General features: G+C 64.6%; 21 protein-coding genes. 8 read left to right on the top strand and 13 right to left on the bottom strand.

Going from position 1 to position 24,485, the window contains the following annotated elements; all coding sequences use genetic code 11:
* Positions 1-4: 4 nt before the first annotated feature.
* Positions 5-1,333, top strand: coding sequence for an alpha/beta hydrolase (locus H9L16_RS03530; protein ID WP_187553212.1), 1,329 nt, complete (start codon positions 5-7; stop codon positions 1,331-1,333).
* Between the two features lie 79 nt (positions 1,334-1,412).
* Positions 1,413-3,734 (top strand): NADP-dependent malic enzyme, encoded by a 2,322-nt coding sequence (locus H9L16_RS03525; RefSeq protein WP_187553211.1) that lies wholly within the window; start codon positions 1,413-1,415, stop codon positions 3,732-3,734.
* Between the two features lie 33 nt (positions 3,735-3,767).
* Here H9L16_RS03525 and H9L16_RS03520 read toward each other — a convergent pair whose 3' ends face one another.
* From H9L16_RS03520 to H9L16_RS03510, 3 genes are read right to left on the bottom strand one after another with little or no spacing between them, the layout of a single operon-like run.
* Positions 3,768-4,124: a response regulator gene (locus tag H9L16_RS03520; protein WP_187553210.1), complete on the bottom strand. Its 357-nt coding sequence runs from the start codon at positions 4,122-4,124 to the stop codon at positions 3,768-3,770.
* Between the two features lie 4 nt (positions 4,125-4,128).
* Positions 4,129-4,569, bottom strand: coding sequence for a response regulator (locus tag H9L16_RS03515; protein WP_187553209.1), 441 nt, complete (start codon positions 4,567-4,569; stop codon positions 4,129-4,131).
* Positions 4,566-6,371, bottom strand: coding sequence for an ATP-binding protein (locus H9L16_RS03510; RefSeq protein ID WP_187553208.1), 1,806 nt, complete (start codon positions 6,369-6,371; stop codon positions 4,566-4,568). The genes H9L16_RS03515 and H9L16_RS03510 overlap by 4 nt, the downstream gene beginning before the upstream one ends.
* Positions 6,372-6,632: 261 nt before the next feature.
* Here H9L16_RS03510 and aceE point away from each other — a divergent pair, with 261 nt between their 5' ends.
* The 3 genes from aceE to H9L16_RS03495 all read left to right on the top strand — a co-directional run bounded on the left by aceE (position 6,633) and on the right by H9L16_RS03495 (position 11,918).
* Complete coding sequence (gene aceE / locus H9L16_RS03505) at positions 6,633-9,320, top strand: pyruvate dehydrogenase (acetyl-transferring), homodimeric type (protein ID WP_187553207.1); 2,688 nt, start codon at positions 6,633-6,635, stop codon at positions 9,318-9,320.
* 226 nt (positions 9,321-9,546) lie between these two features.
* Positions 9,547-10,929 (top strand): ATP-binding protein, encoded by a 1,383-nt coding sequence (locus H9L16_RS03500; protein ID WP_187553206.1) that lies wholly within the window; start codon positions 9,547-9,549, stop codon positions 10,927-10,929.
* On the top strand, positions 10,926-11,918 hold the full coding sequence (locus H9L16_RS03495; RefSeq protein ID WP_187553205.1) for an O-methyltransferase: 993 nt from the start codon (positions 10,926-10,928) through the stop codon (positions 11,916-11,918). Before H9L16_RS03500 ends, H9L16_RS03495 begins: the two co-directional genes overlap by 4 nt.
* Before the next feature lie 45 nt (positions 11,919-11,963).
* On the opposite strand, the gene H9L16_RS03490 is transcribed toward H9L16_RS03495, so the two are convergent.
* A complete protein-coding gene (locus tag H9L16_RS03490; RefSeq protein ID WP_187553204.1) occupies positions 11,964-13,085 on the bottom strand; it encodes a DNA cytosine methyltransferase in 1,122 nt (373 codons plus the stop codon).
* A 50-nt stretch (positions 13,086-13,135) separates the two neighbouring features.
* On the opposite strand from H9L16_RS03490, the gene H9L16_RS03485 reads away from it, so the two are divergent.
* From H9L16_RS03485 to H9L16_RS16090, 3 genes are read left to right on the top strand one after another with little or no spacing between them, the layout of a single operon-like run.
* A complete protein-coding gene (locus H9L16_RS03485) occupies positions 13,136-13,543 on the top strand; it encodes a very short patch repair endonuclease (RefSeq protein WP_187553203.1) in 408 nt (135 codons plus the stop codon).
* A gap of 19 nt (positions 13,544-13,562) precedes the next feature.
* Positions 13,563-14,219, top strand: a complete 657-nt coding sequence (locus tag H9L16_RS16095; RefSeq protein WP_233449407.1) for a hypothetical protein — start codon at positions 13,563-13,565, stop codon at positions 14,217-14,219.
* Positions 14,189-14,842 (top strand): restriction endonuclease, encoded by a 654-nt coding sequence (locus H9L16_RS16090; protein ID WP_233449406.1) that lies wholly within the window; start codon positions 14,189-14,191, stop codon positions 14,840-14,842. Before H9L16_RS16095 ends, H9L16_RS16090 begins: the two co-directional genes overlap by 31 nt.
* Positions 14,843-14,898: 56 nt before the next feature.
* Here the strand turns inward: H9L16_RS16090 and H9L16_RS03475 are convergent, their stop codons facing one another.
* The 9 genes from H9L16_RS03475 to H9L16_RS03435 all read right to left on the bottom strand — a co-directional run bounded on the left by H9L16_RS03475 (position 14,899) and on the right by H9L16_RS03435 (position 24,465).
* Positions 14,899-15,339 carry an RcnB family protein gene (locus H9L16_RS03475; protein WP_187553202.1) on the bottom strand — a complete coding sequence of 147 codons (441 nt, stop codon included), beginning with the start codon at positions 15,337-15,339 and terminating at the stop codon, positions 14,899-14,901.
* 100 nt (positions 15,340-15,439) lie between these two features.
* Complete coding sequence (locus tag H9L16_RS03470; RefSeq protein WP_187553201.1) at positions 15,440-15,658, bottom strand: helix-turn-helix domain-containing protein; 219 nt, start codon at positions 15,656-15,658, stop codon at positions 15,440-15,442.
* Between the two features lie 79 nt (positions 15,659-15,737).
* Positions 15,738-16,943, bottom strand: coding sequence for a serine hydrolase domain-containing protein (locus H9L16_RS03465; protein ID WP_187553200.1), 1,206 nt, complete (start codon positions 16,941-16,943; stop codon positions 15,738-15,740).
* 53 nt (positions 16,944-16,996) lie between these two features.
* Positions 16,997-20,242 (bottom strand): error-prone DNA polymerase, encoded by a 3,246-nt coding sequence (locus tag H9L16_RS03460; protein WP_187553199.1) that lies wholly within the window; start codon positions 20,240-20,242, stop codon positions 16,997-16,999.
* A gap of 10 nt (positions 20,243-20,252) precedes the next feature.
* On the bottom strand, positions 20,253-21,674 hold the full coding sequence (locus H9L16_RS03455; protein ID WP_187553198.1) for a Y-family DNA polymerase: 1,422 nt from the start codon (positions 21,672-21,674) through the stop codon (positions 20,253-20,255).
* 9 nt (positions 21,675-21,683) lie between these two features.
* Positions 21,684-22,295 (bottom strand): translesion DNA synthesis-associated protein ImuA, encoded by a 612-nt coding sequence (gene imuA / locus H9L16_RS03450; RefSeq protein ID WP_187553197.1) that lies wholly within the window; start codon positions 22,293-22,295, stop codon positions 21,684-21,686.
* A 1-nt stretch (position 22,296) separates the two neighbouring features.
* Positions 22,297-22,923, bottom strand: coding sequence for a transcriptional repressor LexA (gene lexA / locus H9L16_RS03445; protein ID WP_187553196.1), 627 nt, complete (start codon positions 22,921-22,923; stop codon positions 22,297-22,299).
* Between the two features lie 72 nt (positions 22,924-22,995).
* Positions 22,996-23,775, bottom strand: coding sequence for a hypothetical protein (locus H9L16_RS03440; RefSeq protein WP_187553195.1), 780 nt, complete (start codon positions 23,773-23,775; stop codon positions 22,996-22,998).
* A gap of 75 nt (positions 23,776-23,850) precedes the next feature.
* Positions 23,851-24,465: a DNA-3-methyladenine glycosylase I gene (locus H9L16_RS03435; RefSeq protein WP_187553194.1), complete on the bottom strand. Its 615-nt coding sequence runs from the start codon at positions 24,463-24,465 to the stop codon at positions 23,851-23,853.
* Between the last annotated feature and the right edge of the window lie 20 nt (positions 24,466-24,485).

Here is a 24,485-nt window from a genome sequence, read left to right as displayed (position 1 = left end):
CACCATGCAGCGTGTGGACGGTGACGGGCGATGGCGCATCCGGCTGGGCATCGTCGCGGCTGCGGCGATGCTGGCCGCAGCTGCGTCCGCACAGTCGCCCGAGCAGTCAGCCGCGCCGGTAACCGCCTTCCGCGACGTGGCCTGCCCGGATGTGCTGCGCACGGTCGCGACCTGCCACGCCGCACGCGACGGCAACGGTGCCTGGCTGCTGGCGGCGATCCCGCACGACTGGAATCGCAGCCTGATTGTCCACGCCCATGGCGGGCCACGGCTCTCCAAGCCACGAGATGGCGATTCTGCCGAAGACCTCGAACGTTTCGCGGTGATGGTGCGCGCCGGCTATGCGTGGATCGGTTCGACCTATCGTCGCGGTGGTTATGGCGTGCGCATGGCGGCGGCCGATGTCGATCACAGTCGCGCGCTGTTCTGGGCACGTTGGGGCCGGCCGCAGCGCACACTGCTGCACGGCCAATCCTGGGGCGGCAATGTGGCCGCCAAGGCCGCCGAACTGCATGCGCTGGACATCGACGGCCGCCGCAACTACGACGCCGTGCTGCTCACCAATGGCGTGCTGTACGGCGGCACCCGCGCCTACGGCTTCCGCGCCGACCTGCGTGCGGTCTACCAGTACTACTGCCGCAACCATCCGCGAGCAGACGAGCTGCAATATCCGCTATGGCAGGGATTGCCGGCGGACGCGCGGATGACCCGCGACGAGTTGCGCAATCGTGTAGACGATTGCACCGGCATCGACCGTGTTCCGGGCAAGCGCACACCGCAGCAAGCGGCGCGCCTGCGCGACATCCTGGCGGTCACCGGCATCGAGCAGAAGCAACTGGTAGCGCACCTGGCGTGGGCGACCTTCCATTTCCGCGACCTGGTGCAACTGCGCCTGGACGGGCGCAATCCATTCGACAACGGCAACACGGTCTATCGCGGCTCGCAGGACGACAGCGCGTTGAATGCCGGGATCCAGCGCTTTACTGCGGATCCCGAGGCGGTGGCCAAGCTGGCCTACGACGCCGACCTCTCCGGGTTGATCGTGCTGCCCACGCTGGCCCTGCATGCGCGCGGCGATCCGGTGGTGTCGGTGCAGGCGGATGCGGCGTACGCGCACATCGTGCAGGTCGCCGGCCGCAGCGCCTTGCTGGCCCGCGTGACCACCGACGAGAACGACCACAGTCGTCTGCGCGATGCCACGTACCTCGGTGCCTTGCGCGGGCTGGAATCCTGGCTGGAGGGTGCGTCGCCGCCGACTGCCGCCAGCCTGCAAGCCGGTTGCATCGCCAGCACGCAATCCTCGGCCGAATGCCGCTTCCTGCCGCCGCTCTGAGTCCGCCTGGACGGCCGCGACGCCCGCTGCCGTGCCCGCCGACTAGAATGGCCATTCCCGATCAAGCGCCGCCATCACGATGACCGATCAGCCGGATCCCACCAACGACCTGCAGAAAGACGATCTGAAGCGGGCCGCGCTCGACTATCACGCGCTCGAGCCGAAGGGCAAGATCAAGGTCACCGCGACCAAGCCGATGGTGACGCAGCGCGACCTGGCGCTGGCGTACTCGCCCGGCGTGGCCTTCGCCTGCGAGGCGATCGCCGCCGATCCGAAGCTGGCCAGCGAGTACACCGCGCGCGGCAACCTGGTGGCGGTGATCACCAACGGCACTGCGGTGCTCGGCCTGGGCGACATCGGCCCGCTCGCCGGCAAGCCGGTGATGGAAGGCAAGGGCGTGCTGTTCCAGAAGTTCGCCGGCATCGACGTGTTCGACATCGAACTGAACGAGCGCGACCCCGACAAGCTGGTCGACATCATCGCCGCGATGGAGCCGACCTTCGGCGGCATCAACCTCGAGGACATCAAGGCACCGGAGTGCTTCATCGTCGAGCGCAAGCTGCGCGAGCGGATGAACATCCCGGTGTTCCACGACGACCAGCACGGCACCGCGATCATCGTCGGCGCGGCCGTGTTGAACGCACTGGAAGTAGCCGGCAAGAACATCGAGGACGTGCGCCTGGCGACTGCCGGTGCCGGTGCCGCCGGCATCGCCTGCCTGGACATGCTGGTCGCGCTGGGGCTGAAGCCGGAACATATCCTGGCGATCGACCGGGAAGGCGTGCTTTACACCGGTCGCGGCCAGATGGATCCGGACAAGGCGCGCTACGCGCGCGACACCGGCAAGCGCACGCTCGCCGAGATCGTGGACGGCGCCGACATCTTCCTGGGCCTGTCGGCCGGCGGCGTGCTGAAAGCGGAGATGGTGGCGACGATGGCGCCCACGCCGATCATCCTGGCGCTGGCCAATCCGTACCCGGAAATCCTGCCGGAAGACGCGAAGGCGGTGCGGCCGGACGCGATCATCGCCACCGGCCGCTCGGACTACCCGAACCAGGTCAACAACGCGCTGTGCTTCCCGTACATCTTCCGCGGCGCGCTGGACGTGGGCGCGCAGGAAATCAACGAGGCGATGAAGCTGGCCTGCGTGCGCGCGATCGCCGCGCTGGCGCGCAAGGAAGCCTCCGACCTGGGCAGCGCCTACGGCGGCGAGGTACCGAAGTTCGGCCGCGAATACCTGATCCCGCGCCCGTTCGACCCGCGCCTGCTGACCATGCTGGCACCGTGCGTGGCGCAGGCCGCGATGGACAGCGGCATCGCCGAGCGGCCGATCGCGGACATCGGCGCGTACAAGGAAAAGCTGGGCCAGTTCATCCACCGCACCAGCCTGATGATGAAGCCGGTGTACGAGCGCGCGCGCAGCGACAAGAAGCGCGTGGCCTACGCCGAGGGCGAGGAGTTCGTGGTGCTGCAGGCGGTGCAGACGGTGATCGACGAAGGCCTGGCCTTCCCGATCCTGATCGGTCGTCCGGAGGTGATCCTCAACCGCATTGCCAAGCTCGGCCTGCGCATGCGCGCGGGCGTGGATTTCGAGCTGACCAACATCAACGACGACCCGCGTTTCGAGGACTACTGGCGCCAGTACCACGCGCTGACCGAGCGCCGTGGGGTGACCCCGGACGCGGCCAAGAACCTGGTGCGTTCGCGGCCGACGCTGATTGCCGCGCTGATGGTCGAGCGTGGCGAAGCCGATGCCTTGATCACCGGCATCGTCGGCCGCTACCACAAGAAACTGGGCTACCTGCGCAGCGTCTTCGATTTCGAGTCCGGGGTGACCGGTACCGCGGCGATGACCGGGGTGATCAACGACAAGGGTGCATGGTTCTTCGTCGATACCCATGTGCAGATGGATCCGTCCGCCGAGCAGATCGCGGAAGCCACCCTGCAGGCCAGCTACCGGCTCAAGCTGTTCGGCATCGAGCCCAAGGTGGCGCTGCTGTCGCATTCCAATTTCGGCAGCCACCAGGACGCCAGCGCGGCGAAGATGCGCCAGGCGTACGAGATCATCCGCCGCCGCATGCCGAAGCTGGAGGTCGATGGCGAGATGATGGCGGACACCGCCTGGGACGAGTCGCTGCGCCAGCGCATGTTCCCGAATACCACGCTGAAGGGGCGCGCCAACCTGTTCGTGTTCCCCAACCTGGACGCCGCCAACATCACCTACAACATGGTGCGGATGATGACCGAGGGCGTGGCGATCGGGCCGATCCTGATGGGCCTGGACCAGCCGGCGCACATCCTGACCCCGGCTTCGACCTCGCGCCGGGTCATCAACATGACCGCGATCGTCGCGGTCGAGGCGCAGATCCGCGCGGCGATGACCACCGCCACCGGCAAGTGACGCCGCTGTCGGCGCGACCTGCGCCGGCCGCGCTCAAGCAGTGCGCTGGAACTGCGCGAGCAGCTGCGGCAGTCGGTGCAGCTCGGACTTGCCCAGCACGGTCGCGGGAACTGGTGGGGCAGGCGCGTCGTCGGCACCGGTCAGCAGCACCAGCGGCAGTTCGGGCAGGCGTTCGTGCAGCAACGCCAGCGCGGCCAGGCCCGAATAGCCAGGCAGGTTGAGATCGCTCACCGCGACGGTGGGGGTGAACGTGTCCAGGGTGTCGCGCAGCGCGCGTTCGCTGCTGGCGCAGCGCATCTCGAAGGACAGGCCGGCGTCTTCCAGCTGGAAGCGCAGCAGGTCTGCATCGTCCGTGCAGTCCTCGATCAACAGGATGCGCAGCGCCGGCATCCGCTTACTCGGTCGGGGTTTCGTTGAGGACCGCCCAGAACCGGCCCAGGGTCTTCACCGCGGTGAAGAACTGCTCGGAATCGACCGGCTTGACCACGTAGGCGTTGACGCCCAGGTCCCAGCTGCGGGCGAGGTCGCTCTCTTCGCGCGACGAGGTCAGCACGACCACCGGCAGGCGCTTGAGGTTTTCGTCCGCGCGCAGCTGGCGCAGCACTTCCAGGCCGTCCATGCGCGGCATCTTGATGTCCAGCAGCAGCACCGCCGGCAAGCCTTCCGGGCGGTCGGCGAACTTGCCGCGGCGATGCAGGTAATCCATCGCCTCGGTGCCGTCCATGACGTGGACGATGGGATTGGCGAGGTGGGCCTCGCGCAGGGCGTCGATCGCCATTTCGGCGTCGGCGGGGCTGTCTTCGGCGAGCAGGATGGAACGGATGGTCGGGGTCATGCCTTGTTGTCCGGTTGCGGTGCGTCGGTCGACGCGGGAAGGGTGAAGACGAAGCGCGCGCCCTTGCCGGGCGTGGCATCGGCGGAAATATGGCCGCCGTGGCGGGCGAGCACGCGGCGAACGCTGGCCAGGCCGATGCCGGTGCCTTCGAACTCGGTGATCGAATGCAGGCGCTGGAACACGCCGAACAACTTGCCGGCGTAGGCCATGTCGAAGCCGACACCGTTGTCGGCCACCTCGAAACGGTAATCGCCGTTGTCGTCGCGCGAGTAGCTCACCTCGATCACCGCCGGGTCGGAACCACCGCTGTACTTGACCGCGTTCGAGAGCAGGTTCAGCCAGACCTGGCGCAGCATGTTCTCGTCGCCGACCATGATCGGCAGCGGCGCGATCTTCCATTCGATGCGATGGCCGGGACGGTCATGCGCATTGTTGGCATCCAGCATCGAGCGGGTTTCGGCGACCACCGACTGCATGTCCACCGGCTGCATGCGCAGGGCGCTGCGGCCCAGTCGCGAATACACCAGCAGGTCGTCGATCAGCTGCGACATCCGTCGCGCCGAGGTAGTGATGGTGTTGAGGTAGTGGAACGACTTCTCGTCGTTGCGGTCGCCGAGATGGCGGCCCAGCTTGTCGGCGAAGCCACCGATATGGCGCAGCGGTGCGCGCAGGTCGTGCGAGACGGAGTAGCTGAAGGCTTCCAGTTCGCGGTTGACCTCGGACACCTGGTCCATTTTTCCCATCAGCTGCCGATTCAATTCGCGCACCTGCAGCTCGGCGGCCTTCTGCGCGGTGACGTCGTTGGCGGTGACCAGCGCGACTTCGTCGCTGCGATCGGGCAGGGCCATCCTCCGCGCGTTGACCAGCAAGGTGCGCTCGCGGCCGTCTTCACCACGATGGCTGATTTCGTGATCCCACAATTCGCGGTCGCGGGCCAGCACATCGGCCAGTCGCTGGCGGGTTTCCGGCGCGTCCCAGGTGCCGTTGCCGAACGCGCTGATCGGCGTCCCCGGATCCGCATTCGCCGCAGCAAATACTTCGCGGAACGCCGGGTTGTGCAGGACCACGCGCAGTTCCCTGTCGACCACCGCCATCGGCTCGCGCACGGTCTGCAGCACCGACAGCGCACGCGCGCTGGAGCGCACCGCCGCCGCTTCGGCCACGCGCCGGTTGCGCCATTGCCAACGCAGCAGCATCGCCACCGCGCCCAGCAGCAGCAACTGCAGGCCCATCGCCACCCACGTCGCCACGGTGCTGCGGCGGGCGAGTTCATCGGCCTCGCTGGTGCGCAGCTTGAGCAGGGCCTTTTCGGTATCGGAGATCTCGGCGCTGATGTGGCGCAGCGGATTGCGGTCCAGCAACCATTCGATGTCGCGCGGATCGGCCTGGCCCGCGCCCTTCGCCAGCACCGTCTGCATGATCTGCCCGCGCTGCTCGATGATCGAACCCAACTTGCCGATCCGCAGCAACTGCTCGGGGTTGTCGGTGGTGAGGTTGGTCAGCCTTGCCAGGTTCTGCGGGATTTCCTTCTGGCTTTCGGCCAGCCGCTCGCGGATCGCCGGGGAGTCGTGGCCGTAGGCGTACGCGACGGTCGCAGATTCGCGGTTGCGCAGGTCGTACATAAGCGCCTGCACCGTCGCCTCCACCTCATGGGTGTGGTTGACGATGGCGGCGGCTTCCACGCTCTTGCGGTTGGCTTCGCGCACCACCCAGAACGGGCCGACCACGATCAAGAGCACGAGGCCCGCAATCAAGGCGATCAGGCCGACGGATTGGCGAGTGGGGGCAGGCGATTGCGGCATCAGTGCAGGTTCGGCGGGAAAGGACGGCGCAGGGCCGCCACCGGCGGGTCCCCGGGCCGCCGGCGTCGCCACGAAACGGCACGCCTGGGGAGGATATCCAGCCACGGTGTGAAGGGATGTTCACGCCGTCGTCACAAACACGAATATTGTCAGGAATGAATTACCCGGATAATTCAGGATTTTGGCTGCAATGCAGCATCGGATTGGCTGGAACGCTTGCTAGACTCGGGCTCCGACCGATCGCGCCGTGGTGAAATCAAGATGAACTGGCTGAACGAGATGCTGCAGAACGACCCCGATCCGCAAGAGTCGCGGGAGTGGGTCGAATCGCTGAAGGCGGTCATCGACCACGACGGGCCCGGACGTGCGCACCAGTTGCTGGAAGGCATGGTCGAACTGACCCGCCGCGCCGGTGCCTACCTGCCGTTCGACCCCACCACCAGCTACATCAACACCATCCCGACCCACATGGAACCGGCGATGCCGGGCGACGCCACCATGGAGTGGCGGATCCGCTCGATGATCCGCTGGAACGCGATGGCGATGGTGGTGCGCGCCAACCGCAAGCCTGGCGAACTGGGCGGCCACATCGCCAGCTTCGCATCGTCGGCGACCCTGTACGACGTCGGCTTCAACCATTTCTGGCGCGCCCCCAGCGCCGACCACCCGGGTGATTTGCTGTACATCCAGGGCCACAGCTCGCCGGGCATCTACGCGCGCGCCTTCCTGGAAGGCCGGATCAGCGAATCGCAGCTGGACAACTTCCGCATGGAAGTGGACGGTCGCGGCATCAGCAGCTACCCGCACCCGTGGCTGATGCCGGATTTCTGGCAGACCCCGACGGTGAGCATGGGCCTGGGCCCGATCGCCGCGATCTACCAGGCGCGCAGCTGGAAGTACCTGGAAGCGCGCGGGCTGATGCCGAAGACCGACCGCAAGGTCTGGTGCTTCCTCGGTGACGGCGAAACCGACGAACCCGAATCCCTCGGCGCGATCGGCGTGGCCGGCCGCGAGGGCCTCGACAACCTGGTCTTCGTCATCAACTGCAACCTACAGCGCCTGGATGGCCCGGTGCGCGGCAACGGCAAGATCATCCAGGAGCTGGAAGGCCAGTTCCGCGGCGCCGGCTGGAACGTGGTCAAGGCGATCTGGGGCAGCTACTGGGATCCGCTGCTGGCCAAGGACAGCACCGGCATCCTCAAGAAGCTGATGATGGAAACCGTGGACGGCGAGTACCAGAACTGCAAGGCCTTCGGCGGCGCGTACACGCGCGAGCATTTCTTCGGCAAGTACCCGGAGACCGCCGCGATGGTGGCCAACATGTCCGACGACGACATCTGGCGCCTCAACCGCGGCGGGCATGACCCGCACAAGGTCTACGCGGCCTACGACAACGCGATGAAGACCGTCGGCCAGCCCACCGTGGTCCTGGCCAAGACCGTGAAGGGCTATGGCATGGGCGCGGCCGGCGAGGCGCTCAACCCGACCCACCAGACCAAGAAGCTCGACGACAGCGCGGTGCGCGCGTTCCGCGATCGCTTCAAGCTGCCGATCGACGACGACCAGTTCAAGGACGGCAACGTGCCGTTCTTCCGCCCGGACGAGAAGTCGCCGGAGCTGGAATACATGCGCGATCGCCGCTCGAAGATGGGTGGCTACCTGCCGCAGCGCCGGCAGAAATCCACGGAGTCGCTGGAGGTGCCGCCGCTGGCGACCTTCGAGCGCCTGCTCAAGGCCACCGGCGAGCGCGAGATCAGCACCACGATGGCCTTCGTGCAGATGTTCAACATCATCCTGCGCGACAAGCAGGTCGGCCCGCGCTGCGTGCCGATCGTCGCCGACGAGGCGCGCACCTTCGGCATGGAAGGCCTGTTCCGCCAGCTCGGCATCTACGCGCCGCAGGGCCAGAAGTACAAGCCTGTGGATGCCGACCAGCTGATGTTCTATCGCGAGGATTCCGCCGGCCAGGTGCTGGAGGAAGGCATCACCGAGGCCGGCGCGTTCGCAAGCTGGATGGCGCTGGCCACCAGCTACAGCACCAACGACCTGCAGATGCTGCCGTTCTTCATCTACTACTCGATGTTCGGCTTCCAGCGCGTCGGCGACGCCGCCTGGCAGGCTGGCGACATGCGCGCGCGCGGTTTCATGCTGGGCGGCACCGCCGGCCGCACCACCCTCAACGGCGAAGGACTGCAGCACGAGGACGGCCAGAGCCAGACCCAGGCCGGCCTGATCCCCAACGTGCGCAGCTACGACCCGACCTTCGCCTACGAAGTGGTGACCATCGTCCAGCACGGCATGCAGCGCATGCTCGCCGAGCAGCGCGACGAGTACTGGTACCTCACCCTGATGAACGAGAACTACACCCATCCCGAGATGCCGGAAGGCAGCGCGGACGGGATCATCAAGGGCATGTACCTGCTGAAGGACGCGGGCAAGGCCAAGAAGGGCGAGCTGCGCGTGCAGTTGCTCGGCAGCGGCACCATCCTGCGCGAGGTCATTGCCGCCGCGGATTTGCTGGATGCCGACTTCGGCATCAAGTCCGACATCTGGTCCTGCCCCAGCTTCAACGAACTCGCCCGCGACGGCGCGGACGCCGAACGCTGGAACAGGTTCCATCCGGAATCAAAGCCGCGCAAGGCATGGGTCACGCAGCAACTGGAAGGCCGCCAGGGCCCGGCCATCGCGGCCACCGACTACATCCGCATCTTTGCCAGCCAGATCCGCGAATACGTGCCGATGCGCTACAGCGTGCTCGGCACCGACGGCTACGGTCGCAGCGACACCCGCGCCAACCTGCGCCGTCACTTCGAGGTCGACCGCTTCCACGTGGCCCACGCCGCCGTGGCCGCGCTCGCCGCCGACGGCAAGCTCACCGCCAAGGACGTGGCCCGCGCGATCAAGCTCTACAAGCTGGATGCGGAGAAGCCGAATCCGTTGGGGGTTTGAGTCTTACAGTAGGAAAGAAAAAGGCGGCCGATGGCCGCCTTTTTTGTTTTGGGTTCAGCCCTAGGGCAAAGGCGCCGGAGTTCAAAGAAGTCAGATCACCGCGTAATAGTAAAAATTTCACAATGGTTGGTCATAACCGTAGCTAGTGGATTGAAAGGCCAAGTTCCTGCATTAGGATCGGGTATAAGGCCGAAGGGCGTGAAAAAGAATCTGACAAGGGGACGGCATGGCTACGACAACCGACACCATATGGGGTGGGCCCACCAAACGATTCTTCGTTTCGATGTTGACCCGCGACATCGAGCTCAGTGACGCGATTTTGGATCTCATCGACAATTCTGTTGATGGAGCCACTCGCAAGCTGAAAGGGAAGATAACCAAAGAAGATGCCTACAAGGGCTACGAAACGCGCATAACTCTGTCGAAGAAGTCCTTTGATATTGCGGACAATTGCGGTGGCATACCTGAAAGTGCGATCAAAGACGCTTTCTTGTTAGGTCGTCCAAAAATTGATAAAGACGCGGGTATTCCGACCATTGGAATGTACGGAATCGGAATGAAGCGAGCCATATTCAAAATTGGTGAGGAAGCAGAGGTTGAATCTCGATCAGACGATGGAGCATTCGCCGTCTCCTACACAACGGAATGGTTGGATCCTGAAAATGAAGATTGGGACCTGCCCATTCGGAAGGTCCGGAATACAACTAAGAAAGGAGTGACAATTGTCATTCCAACACTGAGAAAAGACATATCCAAGTCGTTCGGTAATGAGTCATTCGTGAACGCCTTAAAGGCTGCGGTGGCAGAGCACTTTGGCTATCTAATCCAGAAGGGCTTTTCTATTTTCGTCAACGAAGAAGAAATTAGGCCTCAGACTCTCGAGCTGTACTACACAGAGCACGAGAAGAAGAACGGAATCCGACCCTATGAGTTTGTGGCCGAGGAAAATGGCGTACATATCCGTGTATCTGTCGGCTTCTTTCGCTCCCTGACGCGCCTCGACGAGATCGACGAAGCCGCCACTAGATCGGAGACGGTCAATGCGGGCATATCGGTCATATGCAATGACAGGCTAGTCTTGCTAAATGATCGCTCTTCAAAAACAGGGTGGGGAGACGGGGGCGTGCCCAGGTATCACCCCCAGTTTCGCAGCATAGCGGGCTTTATCATTTTCTCTACGGACGAGCCGGAGAAGCTACCAATCTCGACAACGAAGCGGGACTTAGATGTTGGCGAAGAGGTCTACCTTTTCGCGCGCCAGTACTGCATGGAAGGCCTCAGGCAATTTACGTCGTTCACGAACAAGTGGAAAGGAATGGAAGAAGAGGCCGAAAAATTCTTCAATGAAGCCGTTCGGAAAAATGTACGTACGCACGCGAGCCTAGCCTCGTCACACGGGAGCAAGATCCGAGGACGAGCGGATGCGAAAAAATACTTAGCGAATTTGCCTGTCCCAGAAGTCCGTAATCCACTACGTCGGATATCTTTCGCAAAGAAGGATGATGCCATTCGTGAACTTGCCGATTTCCTGTTCGGGAATTCAGACGAAAAGCCTGCCGTCGTTGGAGAAGAATGCTTTGATCGCGCACTCCAGGAAGCGCGAAAGTGAGTGGTGCAGACATTCCGTACCAGCTAAGGCCTAGCAAATTCATTGATCGGCAGATCTTCGTAGAGTTGCTTGGCAGACTGCTTCAAACACGAGGGCCCGAGTCGTACATCTACGTATCAATGGGAGGGAGGCATTTAGTCGATCACTACGCGGTCTACAAAGAGTTGGGTATTAAAGCTCAATTCTCATTCGATAAAGATTCAAATCAAGTCGCAAGGCAGGTCTTCAATCGCCCCACAGATGCAACCGTCTGTGCGCTGATGGATTCTGCGGATCTGCCAGCGAGAATGGACGACATTGCAGAAAAATTTCCCGCGAAGCGTAACTTCATTGTCTGGCTTGACTACACCGGAACTAACTATCGTACGCAGCTGCAAGAGGCTGAAGAAATTCTGGTTCGACTGAAGCATGGTGATGTCTTCAGAATAACTATGAATGCTGATGGCAGAAACCTGAAGCAGGGTTCTGGCACTCCTCAAGAAAGAGCCGCGAAACGCGCTGATGCGCTTCGAGAAAAGCTTGGTGGTGCGAATGTTCCTACGTCGGTGACGTCGATAGGTGACGCGCCTATGTCGCTCGCTGATGTGCTTGTGTGGTGCGTATCGCTCGCATGCAGCAAAGCAAAGCTTCGTGTACCGAACTTGAATTACATTCCAGTTCTAAACACATCGTATGCTGATGGGCAGCGAATGTTGACCGTCACGTGTGTTGTCTCAGAAAGCGCGGCAAAGGAGCCATTCCCCGCGTCGAGCTACAGTCGCTGGGCGTTCGCCTGCAAGTCGTGGGACAAAATCCACGATATCGCCGTTCCCGTATTGTCTGCAAAGGAGCGTTTTCGGCTTGACGCCAATCTCCAGAAAGCAGGCAAAAAAATGCTTGCAGCCTTGAAGTTCTTCCCCGCTGACGACGAGGAATTGTCCTTGATGGAGATGGCGAGCTACAAGCGGTTTCAGCGCTTCTATCCCGCTTTTCGCCACGTCGACGACTAGAGAACGTTTCGCAAGCGAGTATGCGAAATTGAGTAATCGACTTCGCTAACTAGATGCGAGTTTTTCTAACAGTCGCTCCGCGATAAGTGGACTCACACTATTTCCGATTTGCCGAAAGGAATGCCACTTCGTCGGGTTGAATACAAACCAATCGGGGAATCCCTGAAGTCTCGCAGCTTCGCGCGGCGAGATCACCCGCGGTGCTTTCGGATGAATCGGCCGAACCGCTTGATAGCTCCCGCGATCAGGACCTGTGCCAGCTCTAAGCGTCGGGCAAAAGCCAGCCGGGTCGAGTCGGGGTGAGCGGTAGACGCGATCGATTTCCCCTGGTCTCAGTGCGTCGAATCGCTCCACGGTTTCTGGCGCATGCGCGGTACCGAGAAAGCCTGAGACCAGCCGCTTCTTCTTCAGCAAGTTGAGCGCATCGGGATGGCCGACTTCGCGCGGCACCTTGTTCGTGACGCGATCCCAGAAGTGGGATTTGGGTAGCTCGCCAACCGTCCGCCAGCTCTCCGCCTCGGATTGCCAATGGGGCTCGACATCTCGCAATCCCTTGAGAGCGTCGCGCACGAATGTCTGCTTCGTATCGTTACTTGGGTCGAAATTCTCTCGGGAGAGCGGATCGATACGATCCGGGTCGTACCCGATGAAAAACACGCGCGTCCTCGTGGTCGCCGCGCCATAGAGATTGGCGCGAACTTTGAACGGAGCGATCCGACTGTAGGACTTGGGAATCGCGCTCATCGCGCGCTCAATGAAGTCCTCGTAGCGCGTGCCGAGGATGCCTGGAACGTTCTCGGCCAAATAGAACGCAGGTCTAGTTTCGGCGACGAGGCGAAAAAAATGGCCGAAGAGGTCGTTGCGCGGATCGGCATCGCGCTGCCGACCGATGAGGCTGAAGCCCTGGCAAGGCGGTCCTCCGATTAGCCCATCCAGTTGCCCCTTACGCAAACCGGCAGCTTCGAGCAACGCCTTGCCAGACAAGGTGCCGACGTCCTGTTGCAGATGCGCCGTCTTCGGAAAATTTTCGTGGTGCGACTTGGACGCGATGGCATCGAGCTCGACACTCGCCGCAACCCGAAAGCCTGCTCTGGCCGCGCCCAGACTCAGCCCACCCACGCCGGAGAACAAATCGATGACGCTGGGTCGGGTGTCGGACTTCGGCATAGCGTGAATATTAGGCCAAACCAGCCCAACCCCGGCGGTATCCTGGGCAAATGGCCGACCGAATCTCCCAGGAAGCGCGTAGCCGGCTGATGTCCCGAATCCGCTCGAAGGACACGGCGCCAGAGCGGGCGGTCCGCTCATTGCTGCATTCGTTGGGCTTCCGGTTCCGTCTGCATCGGAAAGATTTGCCCGGAACGCCGGATATCGTGCTGCCGGGGCGAGCCGCAGTGGTGTTCGTGCACGGCTGCTTCTGGCATGGGCATGCGTGTAAGGTCGACAAGATGCCCAAGTCCAGGACGGACTACTGGGGGCCCAAGATCGAAGCGAACAGGGCCCGTGATGTGCGGAAGGCCGCGAAACTGCGCCGGTTGGGTTGGAAGGTCGTCACGGTCTACGAATGCGAACTGAAACAGCCGGAGCGTTTGGCGCGTCGGCTGCAGACGCGCATAGGTTCTTAGGCGAACGCTTGGGGGAGCGATGAAACGATTTCGGATCGGACACCTGTATCGATACGCGAAACCCGCGTCGCCTGGCGACGAGGTGGTGGACGGCATTCCGAACTTTCACTATGTCGTCTCCATGCCGGGCTTGCCGACGTTGCAGCTCGAGAAAGGCATCAATCCTCCAGCGGCCACTCGTGCGGTCGACGGAGAGAGGCTCAGCGTTTTGCTGCTCTCAAGCAACGAGAACAAGTTGGGCTCGATCGAGAATCCATGGCACGACACGATCTCGCCGGATGAGGGGTTCGCGCGCTACTTCGGCGACAACAAGACACCCGACGTAGATCCCGGCACGACGCCAGGCAACAGGGCGCTTCTTCGGCAGTTCGAGTTGCACACATCGCCTAATCGCGCGAAGCGCGAAAAGGCCGCGCCGATCTTGTTGTTCAAGTCTTCCCGCAAAGGCTACAAAGAGTTCGCTGGGCTCGCGCTTATTACGGGCGCTCGGCGGGTTACGCAATTCGCAGAGAAGAATGGCGGCTTCTTCACCAATTATCTGTTCGATCTCGTCGTCCTGTCGTTGACGGAAGAAGACGAATCGGTGGCGATGCTCTGGATCGCCGATCGGCGAGACCCAAGAACGAGGCGAAGATCGCGAACGCGATGGCGCCGAAGGCTTGGCTCGCTTGGGTGAAGTACGGAAGCGCCGAGATCGAGAAGCTCAAGAGGCGCGTGGCGCGCTATCGAATCGTGCCGAAGCGGGACCAAGTCGCGCCGGCGGATTCGGACAAGCGAAAAGTGCTGCAAAAGATCTACGACTTTTATGAGCCGAAACGCCATCGGTTCGAGGCGTTGGCGAGCATGGCCTGCGAGTCGATGGTCAAAGAGACAGGGGCCCACTACCAACGCGGCTGGTTGACGAGAGGAACCGGCGATGGCGGGCTGGACTTCGTGGGACGCATCGATATCGGCGATGGCCTTTCGCGCACGAAACTCGTCGTCCTCGGTCAGGCGAAGTGCGAGAAGATCGATGCTCCCACCGGTGGCGTCCATATCGCGCGGACTGTGGCGCGACTACGCCGAGGATGGCTCGGCGCCTACGTAACGACCTCGTTCTTCTCGGACGCGGTGCAGCGCGAGGTCTACGAAGATCAATACCCGGTCGTCCTATTGAACGGCGCGGCACTAGCGGCGGAGACGACAAGGCTGCAGCTGGCTTCGGGTTTCCAGGATGTCGACCAATTTCTGCATCACGTCGACGCAGGCTACGAAGATCAAGTCAGCAGTCGAAAGCCTGAAGAAATACTATGGGAATAGAGAAAAAGCCCCGCTTCCGCGGGGCTTCCTTTTCACAGCTCCATCAAACGCGCGAATTATCGATTGTTGAAAATCTGCGCAATCAACCCGCTGGCGATCTGCACCATGTAGTACGTGTCATCGTTCTGGTACGGACGCACCCAGGCGTAGCCACGCGGCGGCGCGGCGAGGCGATAGTTGCGGTAGTCGTTGATGTAATAGCGGCTGGCCATGTAGTCGCGCGGGATGTACTGGCCGCGCGCCCAGCGACGGTAGTTGCGCTGGTCCTGGCGATAAGCCTTGCGGACGTCCTTGCGGTAATCGCGGTAATCGCGGCGGTCGTTGCGGTAATCCCGACGGTAGTCGCGATGGTCCCGGTGCTCGCGACGGTCATCGTGATGGCCGCGATCGTTGCCGCGATACTGGCCCTGCGCGAACGCGGTCGGGGTGGCCAGCGTCACGAGCGCAAGCGCCGTGGCGAGGGCCGACTGCTTGAAGATCGAATGGATGCGGCTCATGTCGCGGTCTCCTTTCAGGCCATCCGTTGATGACGCAGGCAAACCGTAGTCTTGCGCGCCTGAATGCGGACCGAGTTTCGCCGTCTGGCGATGCAGCCGGTCAGACTTCTGACGGTGATGTGAGGGAGCGGGTCGCCGCGCCGGGTTCGGGTGCTGCGATCGGGAAATGCTTCGCCTCGTAGGCTTCCATCAGGGTGGTCAGGATTTCGAAGCGGTCGCCGTCCTCGGTGCCCGGTTCCGGCTCGTCGTTGAAATAGGCCGAAACCTCGCGAAGCGCGCGCTTGTAGTCGGCCTTGGTGCGGATGGGATCGATGTTCATGGTCTGTCCCTCAAGACGCTGGACTCCCGCGTTTTCGCGGGAGTGACGATCAAAAGTAGTTGAGTCTGGAAGACGCGGTCTACCAACCCACCGCGCTCTGCTCCTCGATCCGGCTGAACGCCGAATCCTTGCCCGGCTCCGGCTTGTCGTTGCCGGTGCTGAAATACACCACACCGGTTCCCGCCTTGCGGTCGACCCACAGCCCGGCCAGCAGGCCGTACGCATTGCCGCTGTGGCCGATGCGCTGCACGCCGTCGCCGAAGGGATCATCGCCACAGTCGGGCAGGCCGCTGGCCAGTGTGTGTACGGCCAGTCCATAACGACAGGTGAAGCCCTTGGTGGCGCGGATCGGATCGTCTTCCTCGATGGTCAGTCCGTTGCCGTCCTTGAGGGTCCACTCCGGGCCGATCATCGCGCGCACCGATTCGGGCTTGAGCAGGCGCACGCCATCGACCTCGCCATCGCCCAGCAACAGGCGGCCGATCTTCGAAAGATCCGCAGCGGAGATGCGCAGGCCACCTTGCGGGCCGAACACATTGGTCGCCTTGCCAGCGCGCCACGTCGAGAGGTCGCAGCTGCCGTCGCTGGCCTTGGTGATGCCGCAGGCGGGCTTTTTGCCCTGGTTGTCGTCCACGATCGGCTTGCCCTCGCGATACAGCACCACCGCGCGCGCGGCGGCGGCGGCGTCGCAGCTCGGCCAGCTGTAGCAGGCATGCAGGTCGAGCGGCTTCAACACCAGCCGTTGCATCAGCAGATCCATGCGCTCGCCGGTGGCGCGTTCCATCACCGCGCCGATCAGCGGGAAGCCGACGTTCGCGTAGCGCCAGTACGTGCCGGGTGCATGTTCGGCGTCCCAGGCCTTCGGATCGTCGAGCAATTCCTTGAATTCGCCATCCAGCGGCACCTGCCAGTAGCCGGCGCCATCGGTCAGGCTGGCGGTGTGCGAGAGCAGCAGGCGCAATGTGATCTTGTCGTTCGGGAAGGCCGGATTACGAAGTGTCCAGCCCAGCGTGTCGGACACATCCGCATCGAGGTCGAGCTTGCCGTCCTCGACCAGCCGCATCACCCCGATGGCTAGCACCAGTTTGCTGATCGAGGCGATGCGCACCGGATCATCAACGGTGATCGCGCGCTTGCTTGCGGGATCCGCATACCCTTCGGTGCGTGTGGCGGTGATGCCGTCGCGGTCGAAGGCCACGCGGACGCGTGCCATGGGTTCTCCGGCATGCGTGCTGGTGGCGACAAGCAGGAGCAGGACAGCGGTGATGCAGGCAGGCAGGCGCATGACAGATCCAGCGATGGCGATGCCGGGTTTTATAACAGGCATGCACGCCGTTTTCAGTGGAAGTCGCGCGAGGCGGTCTGCAGATCGCCGAGCAGGTGGCTGATGTCGCGCAGGTCGCGTGCGATCAGGTGCTGCACGCCGTCCACCTGTTCCCAGCGCCCGCGCACCGCCAGCAGGCGCGCGCCCAGCAGGGCCTTGCGTGCGCGCAGCGCGACGTCTCGCCAGACCACCACGTTGACCATGCCGTGTTCGTCCTCGAGGGTGACGAAGATGGTGCCGCCCGCGGTGGCCGGGCGCTGGCGCTGGGTGACCAGCCCGGCGGCATGCACGCCGCGGCCGTGCTTGGCCTCGCGCAGCTGGCTGGAATCGAGCACGCGCTCGCGTCGGAGGCGCGTGCGCAGCAGGGCCAGCGGATGTTCGCGCAGGGTCAGGCCGGTGGCGCGATAGTCGGACAGCACGTCCTCGCCGGGCTTGGGCGCGGGCAGGGCGATGGCGTCTTCATCGGGACTGCCCGGCAGCAACGGGCGCTGGCGTTCGATCCCGGCGACGGCCCAGCGCGCGGCATGCCGATGGCCCGCGAGTGCCTGCAACGCGCCCGCTTCGGCCAATGCAGTGCGCGATTTTTCGTCCAGACCAGCGCGCAGGGAGAGATCGCGCACGTCGCTGAAGTCGCGTTGCAGGCGCGCGGCGACGATGCGCTTGCCCACCGCTTCCGACAGGCCGGCGATCTGGCGCAGGCCGAGCCGGATCGCCGCCTGCCCGCCGTCGTCGATGCCGCGTCGCGCATGCCCACCTTCCAGCGTGTTGTCCCAGTCGCTGACGGTGATGTCGACCGGATGCACATCGACGCCGATGCGCGCGTCCTTGCCGCGGCGTGCGTCCTGCACGATCTGGCTGGCCGAATAGAAGCCCATCGGCTGCGCGTTGAGCAAGGCGCAGGCGAACGCGGCGGGCTCGTGGCGTTTCAGCCAGCAGCTGATATAGACCAGCTTGGCGAACGAGGCCGCGTGGCTCTGCGGGAATCCATAGGAACCGAAGCCCTTGATCTGTTCGAAGATCTGTTCGATGAATTCGGAGGCGTAGCCCTTGGCTTCCATCAACATGCGGATGCGCTCGCGATGCGGCTGCATATCGCCGCCCTGTCGCCACGCGGCCATCGAGCGGCGCAGGTTGTCGGCCTGGTCGGGCGTGTAACCGGCGTGGATCACCAGCTCCATCACCTGTTCCTGGAACAGCGGGATGCCCAGGGTCACGCCAAGGATGTCCTCGATACCGGCCGACGGAAATACCACCGGATCCAGTCCCTGCCGACGGCGCAGGTAGGGATGCACCATGCCGCCCTGGATCGGCCCGGGGCGCACGATCGCCACTTCCACCACCAGGTCGTGGAAACAGTTCGGCTTGAGTCGCGGCAGCATGCTCATCTGCGCGCGCGATTCGATCTGGAACACGCCCACCGTGTCTGCGGCCTGGATCATGTCGTAGGTGGGCTTGTCGCCGGCCGGCAGGCGCGCGAGATCGATCCTGTAGCCGCGGTGATTCTCGATCAGCGCAACGGCCTTGCGGATGCAGGTCAGCATGCCCAGCGCCAGGCAGTCGACCTTGAGCAGCTTCATCGTCTCCAGGTCGTCCTTGTCCCACTGGATGATGGTGCGGTCCGCCATCGCCGCGTTCTCCACCGGCACCACCGTGTGCAGCGGCGCATCGCTGATGACGAAGCCGCCGACATGCTGCGACAGGTGGCGCGGATGGCCCTGCAACTGCTCGGTCGCCGCCAGCACGCGCGCGATCAGCGGGTTGTCGGGATCGAAGCCCGCTTCGAACAGGCGTTGCTGCATCGGCGCATCGCCATTGCCCCAGCCGTAGCATTCGGCCAGCAGCGCGAGTTGATCCGGTGGCAGGCCGAAGACCTTGGCGACATCGCGTACCGCGCTCTTGCCGCGGTAGCGGATCACCGTCGCCGCCAGTGCGGCGCGTTCGCGGCCATATTTCGCGTACACGTACTGCAGCACTTCCTCGCGCCGCTCGTGCTCGAAGTCGACGTCGATGTCCGGCGGCTCGTTGCGTTCCTTCGACAGGAAACGCGCCATCAGCAGCCGGCTCTCGGCTGGATTCACGACGGTGATCCCCAGCGCGAAGCACACTGCCGAATTCGCCGCCGAGCCGCGGCCCTGGCAGAGGATCTCGCGCGATTTCGCGAAGCGGACGATGTCGTCCACGGTCAGGAAGAACGCTTCGTACTTGAGGTATTCGATCAGCGCGAGTTCTTCGTCGATCTGCGTAACGATTTTTGTTGGCACGCCTTGCGGCCAGCGTTCGCGCATTCCCTGTTCGGCACGGGCGCGCAGCCAGCTGGTCGGCGTGTGGCCGGGCGGCACCAGTTCGGCGGGGTAGCGGTATTCGAGGTCGCTCCCGATGTCGAACGTGCAGCGCCGCGCGAGTTGCACGGCGCTGTCGAGCAATGCGTGTGGATGAATATTGCCGAGCGCGCGTCGCGTGCGCAGGTGGCGCTCGCCGTTGCGGAACAGGTGCTCGCCGCAGTCGGCCAAGGTTCGCCCATGGCGGATCGCGGTCATCGTGTCCTGCAGCACGCGCTGGCGGCGCACGTCCATGTGCACATCACCGGCGGCCAACGGGATCAGCTGCAAGTCATGCGCGAGGTCGAGCAGGGCGCGCAGGCGGGACTCGTCGTCCTGTTCGCGATGCAGCTCCACCGCGAGATGCGCGCGCTCGCCGAACATGCCGCGCAACCAGCGGCCTTGCTCGGGATCGGGCTGCGTGGCCGGGCACCACAGCGCGAACAGCCCGAGCTCGGCATCGGCCAGCACCGTTTCCACATCATTGCGCGCGAGCAGGTAGCCGCCCTTCGGCGCGGCACGGCGCGCATGTGTGATCAACCGGCACAGCTGCGTATAGCCGGCGGCGTGTTCGACCAGCAGCACCAACTTCATGCCGCAGCTCAGGACGAACTCGCTGCCCACGATCAGCTTGAGTCCGGTCGCGCGCGACGCCTCCAGCCCGCGCACGATGCCGGCCAGCGAACATTCGTCGGTGATTGCCAGCGCCTCGTAACCGCAATGTTGCGCGCGTTCGAACAATTCCTCCGCGCTCGCCGCGCCGCGCAGGAACGAAAAGTCCGAGAGGCAGTGCAACTCCGCATAGGCGGGCAGGTCATCGTGGTCGGGCGCGTCGTCGTTGGCCGCTTGCAGTGTTCGGCGCTGGGCGACTTGCCATGCGCGCGGCATGCGTCCGCCCGGCGTTTCCCGATCCACGCCATCGACGGCATCGTCCCAGCTCACGCGGCGTCACTCATGCAAACCAGCCGTGCAGCATCCAGCCGTCGCGTTCGCCGGCGAGCGTGAACGCCCATGCGCACTGTCCCCGTGAGGTTTCCAACACGTAGTAATCGCGGCGCGCGTCCTCGCCATCCCACCAGCCGCTTTCCAGCCGCTCGGGGCCGGACACGATGCGCAGGCGCGCGTCGCGCAAGGGCACCGGCTTCGGCAACAGCCACGTCGGCCGCGGTGGACGCGCAGGCGCAGTGTCGATGCGTGCGTCATCGCCATCGACGCGTCGCCATGCGCGTTCCGGGCGCGGGTCGCCGGTCGGCGCGATGCGATGCACGGCGTCGTCGCCCAGGCGTGCGCGCAGGCGCTCGCGCAATTGCGGCCACGGCAGCGCCTGCTGCGCGCGTACGTCGAACAGGTCGCGGCTGGCCGGCACGAACGCCGGCAATTCACGTGCGAGCAGGCGCATCGCGACCACCGGCTTCGGGATCGACGTACGTTCCAGCCGGTTGCGGGTGACCTCGAACAGCATCGCCGGTTCGCGTTCGGCGGCGAGCAGGCCGACCTCGACATCGGTCTGCATGCGGCCCTCGTGCTCGAGTCGCAGCACGAAGCGCTGCACGCCACCGTCGCGGATCGACAGGCAGGTGCACAGGTCGCCGATCAGCCGGCGCAGCGGGAACAGCAGGGCGGTGTGGCTTTCGACTTCGAAGCCCAGCTCGATCCGCGCATCGAAATGATCCGGCGGCGCGTAGTAGGTCAAGGCATCGTCGGCATTGCCATACAGGCGATCGAGATGCGGCAGCAACTCCGCACCGAAGCGGCGGCGCAGGCTGTCGCGCGGCAACTCGCGCAGCGTGCGCAGGTCGCGGATGCCCATCCGCTGCAGGCGTTCGCCGCTATCGCCCGGCAGCACCGCGCGACGCACCGGCACGCGATCCAGCAGCGCCTGCATCGCCGCCGGGTTGGACACCGACAGACCGTCCTGCAAGCCGGCCAGCACGCGCGCGGCGCGCGGCGTCGGGGCCATCGCGATGCGGTGGACGAAGCCGAGCGTGGCGAGTTCCTCGCGCAGGCGCGCCTCGATGCGTGGCCACGGGCCGAGCAGGCGGAAGCTGGCGCGCACTTCCAGCACGATGCAGCCCGGCCATTGCGCGCTGACCAGGGAACTGTGGCGATACGCCCACGCGGCGAGGAAGCGTTGCCAGCGCGCCTCGGCCTGTGGGTCGTACTCGACCGTCGCCAGCGTGGGTAGCAGGGCCTGCGCCGCGGCCATGCGCATGCCGGCACGCAACCCGCCTTGCGCCGCGCTCGCATTCACCGCATGCAGGGTGCGCAGTTGCGCGGGTCCACTGGCCAGCGCGAGCGGCGCTTCAGGATCAGGCAAACGCCGGAGGACGGCGTCCAGCGCCAGCTGCGGCAGCACGATGCAGGCCCACAACATGCGTGCGGCTCAATGCATGCCCGGCGCGAACGCGCGCGTGGGTGCCGGGCCGCCACGGCATTTGCGCACGCGCCAGCCATCGCCAGCGTGTTCAAGCCGCAGCGCGGCCGGCGAGGGATTCGCCGCGTGCTTGCGGTCGCGCAGGATGAAGCCCAGGCAGTCCCCGCTGTCCGCTGCCACCTGCAGGCGGCGCAAGGCCTGTGCGTCGGCCTGCCGTGGCCAGCCGACCACCGCCGCGCAGGCTCCGCTGCGCAGGCATTGCTCGAACGCCCACAGCGCATCGCGCGGCGCGGCCTCGATGACATGCAACACGCCGAGGTCGATGCCGGCGGCCTGCCACGCCGGCGCATATGGCAAATACGGCGGTGCGATCAACGCCAGCGTGCCGCCATCGCGACCCAGGCGCGCCAGCGTGGGCATCAGCAATGCCAGCTCGCCGACGCCGTCCGCTGGCAGCAACAGTTCGGTCAGAGCGCGTCGCGGCCAGCCGCGTTGCGGCAGCAGGTCGTCGAGTGCCGCATGCCCGGTCGGCTCGCCATCGCTGGTGGTCGCGGGATGGCGGCCGGCGTGCCAGAGCGTCTGCGCCGCCAGCAGCGAATCGAGGGTGGCGACGGCAGGCATCTCAGCCCTGCCGCAGCAGGCCGCAGTACACGCCTTCGATGGCGAAGTCCTGGCCACGTTCGATCTCGATCGGCGCATGCGCGGGGTTGCGCGGCAACAGGCGGATCCGGCGCGTGGTGCGCTGCAGGCGCTTGATGGTCAGCTCGCCATCGATGCGGGCGATCACGGTCTGGCCGTCGCGCGCATCGGCGCTGCGCTGCACGCCGACCAGGTCGCCGTCGAGGATGCCGTCGTCGATCATCGAATCGCCCTGCACCTTCAGCAGGTAATCCGGCGTGGGCGAGAACAACCGGCGGTCCAGCCACAGGCGGTCGTCGGGATCCGCGCCCAGGCCGATGTCCGCGCCGATCGGCTGGCCCGCGGCGACCCGCCCGAGCACCGCCAGCGGCAACAGGTCGGCCGGTCCGCCTGGCAATCGCAGCCCGCGCGAGCGCCCCGTGGCCTGCTCCAGCAGGCCGTCGGCGACCAGCGCCTGTACATGCTTCTGCGCGGCATTGCGCGAGGCGAACCCGAAGGCCAGGGCGATTTCCGCGAGGCTGGGCGAGCGCCCGGCCGCCAGCTCGCGCTGCAGGAAGGCGAGGACGGCGGCACGTTGCGGCGGGAGGTCGGTGGTATCCACGGTGTACATTTGTACACCGATGTGTCGCACAAGGCGAGACCGGCAAGAGCCGGCCTCTCTGTCACGCGGTCTGACCGCGCGTCAGCCCGGCGCGCGCGCCGGATTGGGCAGCAATCCGCCCGGGTACTTGCGACGCAGCATCACCGTCTGCAGCACCAGCACCACCGCGATCCCGATCGCCACCCATGCGGCGGTCTGCGCGCCGGCCATCTCGCTGCCGGACTGCTTCACGTACACCGCGACCAGCGCCCACAGCGCGGCGACCACGTAGTCGATGTTGCCGCGCATGCGCAGGTTGACCATCAGCAGCATCAGCGCGGCCAGGCCGAAGATCGCCAGGCTCCACGGCAGTTGCTGGGTGGTCGAGGCGAGTTCGTACGCCACCACGACCTGCGCGAGGTTGAGGAACGCCGCCAGCGACAGCCAGCCGGCATGCAGCGACAGCGGCAGCCACGCCCACATCCACTGGCCTTCCTGCGGCGTGCTGTCGTGCGACAGGATCATCGCGCAGCGGATCAGGCAGGCGGTGGCACCGAAGATCACGATCAGGCACAGCCAGAACTGCGACATCGCGAACAGCGGCATCCACGAGGTGGTCAGCGCGAAGCCGGCAGCGGCCCAAGGCGCGATGCGGGTCAACGTGTCGTCGGCCTTGCGTGTGCCGGTCAGTTGCCAGCCGGCATAGATCAGGTCCAGCAGGAAGATCAGGCCCCAGATCGCGAAGGCGTAACCGGCGGCGACCAGCAAGGTGGGGTAGCGATCCGACATCGTCCCGTTGTCCGGGCCGAAGGTGCCGCTGTTGGTAAGCCAGGCCACGACGGGCATGGCGATGGCGGCAAGCAGCACGAGCAGGCGCGACATGGGCGGGTCTCCGGTCGGGTCGGTCAGTCAGTTGCGCACTCTGGCCCCGGCTGCGCGATGCCGGGGTGAACGTGCTCAGGGTCGCTGCATGGCCTTGCGCTTGGCCTCGATCTCGCCGCGCACATGGCAATCGTGTTGGTGGTCGTTGACCAGGCCCATCGCCTGCATGAAGGCGTACATCGTGGTCGGGCCGACGAACTTCCAGCCGCGCTTCTTCAGGTCCTTGGACAGGGCGATGGCTTCCGGCGCAGTGGTGAAGCTGCGCAGCACGTCGACGGTGAGCTTCTTCGGGCGCTTGCTGGTGTCGACCTCGTATTGCCAGAAATAGCGCGCGAGTGATCCGAACTCGCGCTGCAGTTCGATCGCGCGGCCGGCGTTGTTGATCGCCGCCTCGATCTTGCCGCGATGGCGGACGATGCCGGCATCGCCCAGCAAGCGCTCCACGTCGCGTTCCGTGTAGGTCGCGACCTTGTGGAAATCGAAGCCGTCGAATCCGGCGCGGAAGTGTTCGCGCTTCTTGAGGATGGTGATCCAGCTCAGGCCGGCCTGGAAGCCTTCCAGGCTGATCTTCTCGAACAGGCGCACGTCGTCGATGACGGGGCGGCCCCATTCGCAGTCGTGGTAGCCGTCGTAGAGCTCGGAGCCGTCGCTCCAGAAACAGCGTTGCAACGCGGCGGCGGCTTTCGGCATCTCTTTCTCCTGCAGGGTGC

Source organism: Thermomonas carbonis (assembly GCF_014396975.1).
In the GTDB taxonomy this organism is placed as follows: domain Bacteria; phylum Pseudomonadota; class Gammaproteobacteria; order Xanthomonadales; family Xanthomonadaceae; genus Thermomonas; species Thermomonas carbonis.
The sequence above is the reverse complement of the archived record's forward strand: the minus strand, read 5'-3'. Positions and strand labels throughout refer to the sequence as shown.

What these genes read in the sequence shown, in the direction of transcription:
- H9L16_RS03470 (WP_187553201.1), bottom strand. Translation starts at nt 15,658, where the DNA reads ATGAACATCGATCCCATCCGCACCAAGGCCGACTACAAGCGCGCGCTT.
- lexA (WP_187553196.1), bottom strand. Translation starts at nt 22,923, where the DNA reads ATGTACACCGTGGATACCACCGACCTCCCGCCGCAACGTGCCGCCGTC.
- H9L16_RS03510 (WP_187553208.1), bottom strand. Translation starts at nt 6,371, where the DNA reads ATGCCGCAATCGCCTGCCCCCACTCGCCAATCCGTCGGCCTGATCGCC.
- H9L16_RS03490 (WP_187553204.1), bottom strand. Translation starts at nt 13,085, where the DNA reads ATGCCGAAGTCCGACACCCGACCCAGCGTCATCGATTTGTTCTCCGGC.
- H9L16_RS03500 (WP_187553206.1), top strand. Translation starts at nt 9,547, where the DNA reads ATGGCTACGACAACCGACACCATATGGGGTGGGCCCACCAAACGATTC.
- H9L16_RS03440 (WP_187553195.1), bottom strand. Translation starts at nt 23,775, where the DNA reads ATGTCGCGCCTGCTCGTGCTGCTTGCCGCCATCGCCATGCCCGTCGTG.
- H9L16_RS03530 (WP_187553212.1), top strand. Translation starts at nt 5, where the DNA reads ATGCAGCGTGTGGACGGTGACGGGCGATGGCGCATCCGGCTGGGCATC.
- imuA (WP_187553197.1), bottom strand. Translation starts at nt 22,295, where the DNA reads ATGCCTGCCGTCGCCACCCTCGATTCGCTGCTGGCGGCGCAGACGCTC.
- H9L16_RS03465 (WP_187553200.1), bottom strand. Translation starts at nt 16,943, where the DNA reads ATGCGCCTGCCTGCCTGCATCACCGCTGTCCTGCTCCTGCTTGTCGCC.
- H9L16_RS03525 (WP_187553211.1), top strand. Translation starts at nt 1,413, where the DNA reads ATGACCGATCAGCCGGATCCCACCAACGACCTGCAGAAAGACGATCTG.
- H9L16_RS03520 (WP_187553210.1), bottom strand. Translation starts at nt 4,124, where the DNA reads ATGCCGGCGCTGCGCATCCTGTTGATCGAGGACTGCACGGACGATGCA.
- H9L16_RS16095 (WP_233449407.1), top strand. Translation starts at nt 13,563, where the DNA reads ATGAAACGATTTCGGATCGGACACCTGTATCGATACGCGAAACCCGCG.
- H9L16_RS03475 (WP_187553202.1), bottom strand. Translation starts at nt 15,339, where the DNA reads ATGAGCCGCATCCATTCGATCTTCAAGCAGTCGGCCCTCGCCACGGCG.
- aceE (WP_187553207.1), top strand. Translation starts at nt 6,633, where the DNA reads ATGAACTGGCTGAACGAGATGCTGCAGAACGACCCCGATCCGCAAGAG.
- H9L16_RS16090 (WP_233449406.1), top strand. Translation starts at nt 14,189, where the DNA reads ATGGCGCCGAAGGCTTGGCTCGCTTGGGTGAAGTACGGAAGCGCCGAG.
- H9L16_RS03455 (WP_187553198.1), bottom strand. Translation starts at nt 21,674, where the DNA reads ATGTTGTGGGCCTGCATCGTGCTGCCGCAGCTGGCGCTGGACGCCGTC.
- H9L16_RS03515 (WP_187553209.1), bottom strand. Translation starts at nt 4,569, where the DNA reads ATGACCCCGACCATCCGTTCCATCCTGCTCGCCGAAGACAGCCCCGCC.
- H9L16_RS03435 (WP_187553194.1), bottom strand. Translation starts at nt 24,465, where the DNA reads ATGCCGAAAGCCGCCGCCGCGTTGCAACGCTGTTTCTGGAGCGACGGC.
- H9L16_RS03485 (WP_187553203.1), top strand. Translation starts at nt 13,136, where the DNA reads ATGGCCGACCGAATCTCCCAGGAAGCGCGTAGCCGGCTGATGTCCCGA.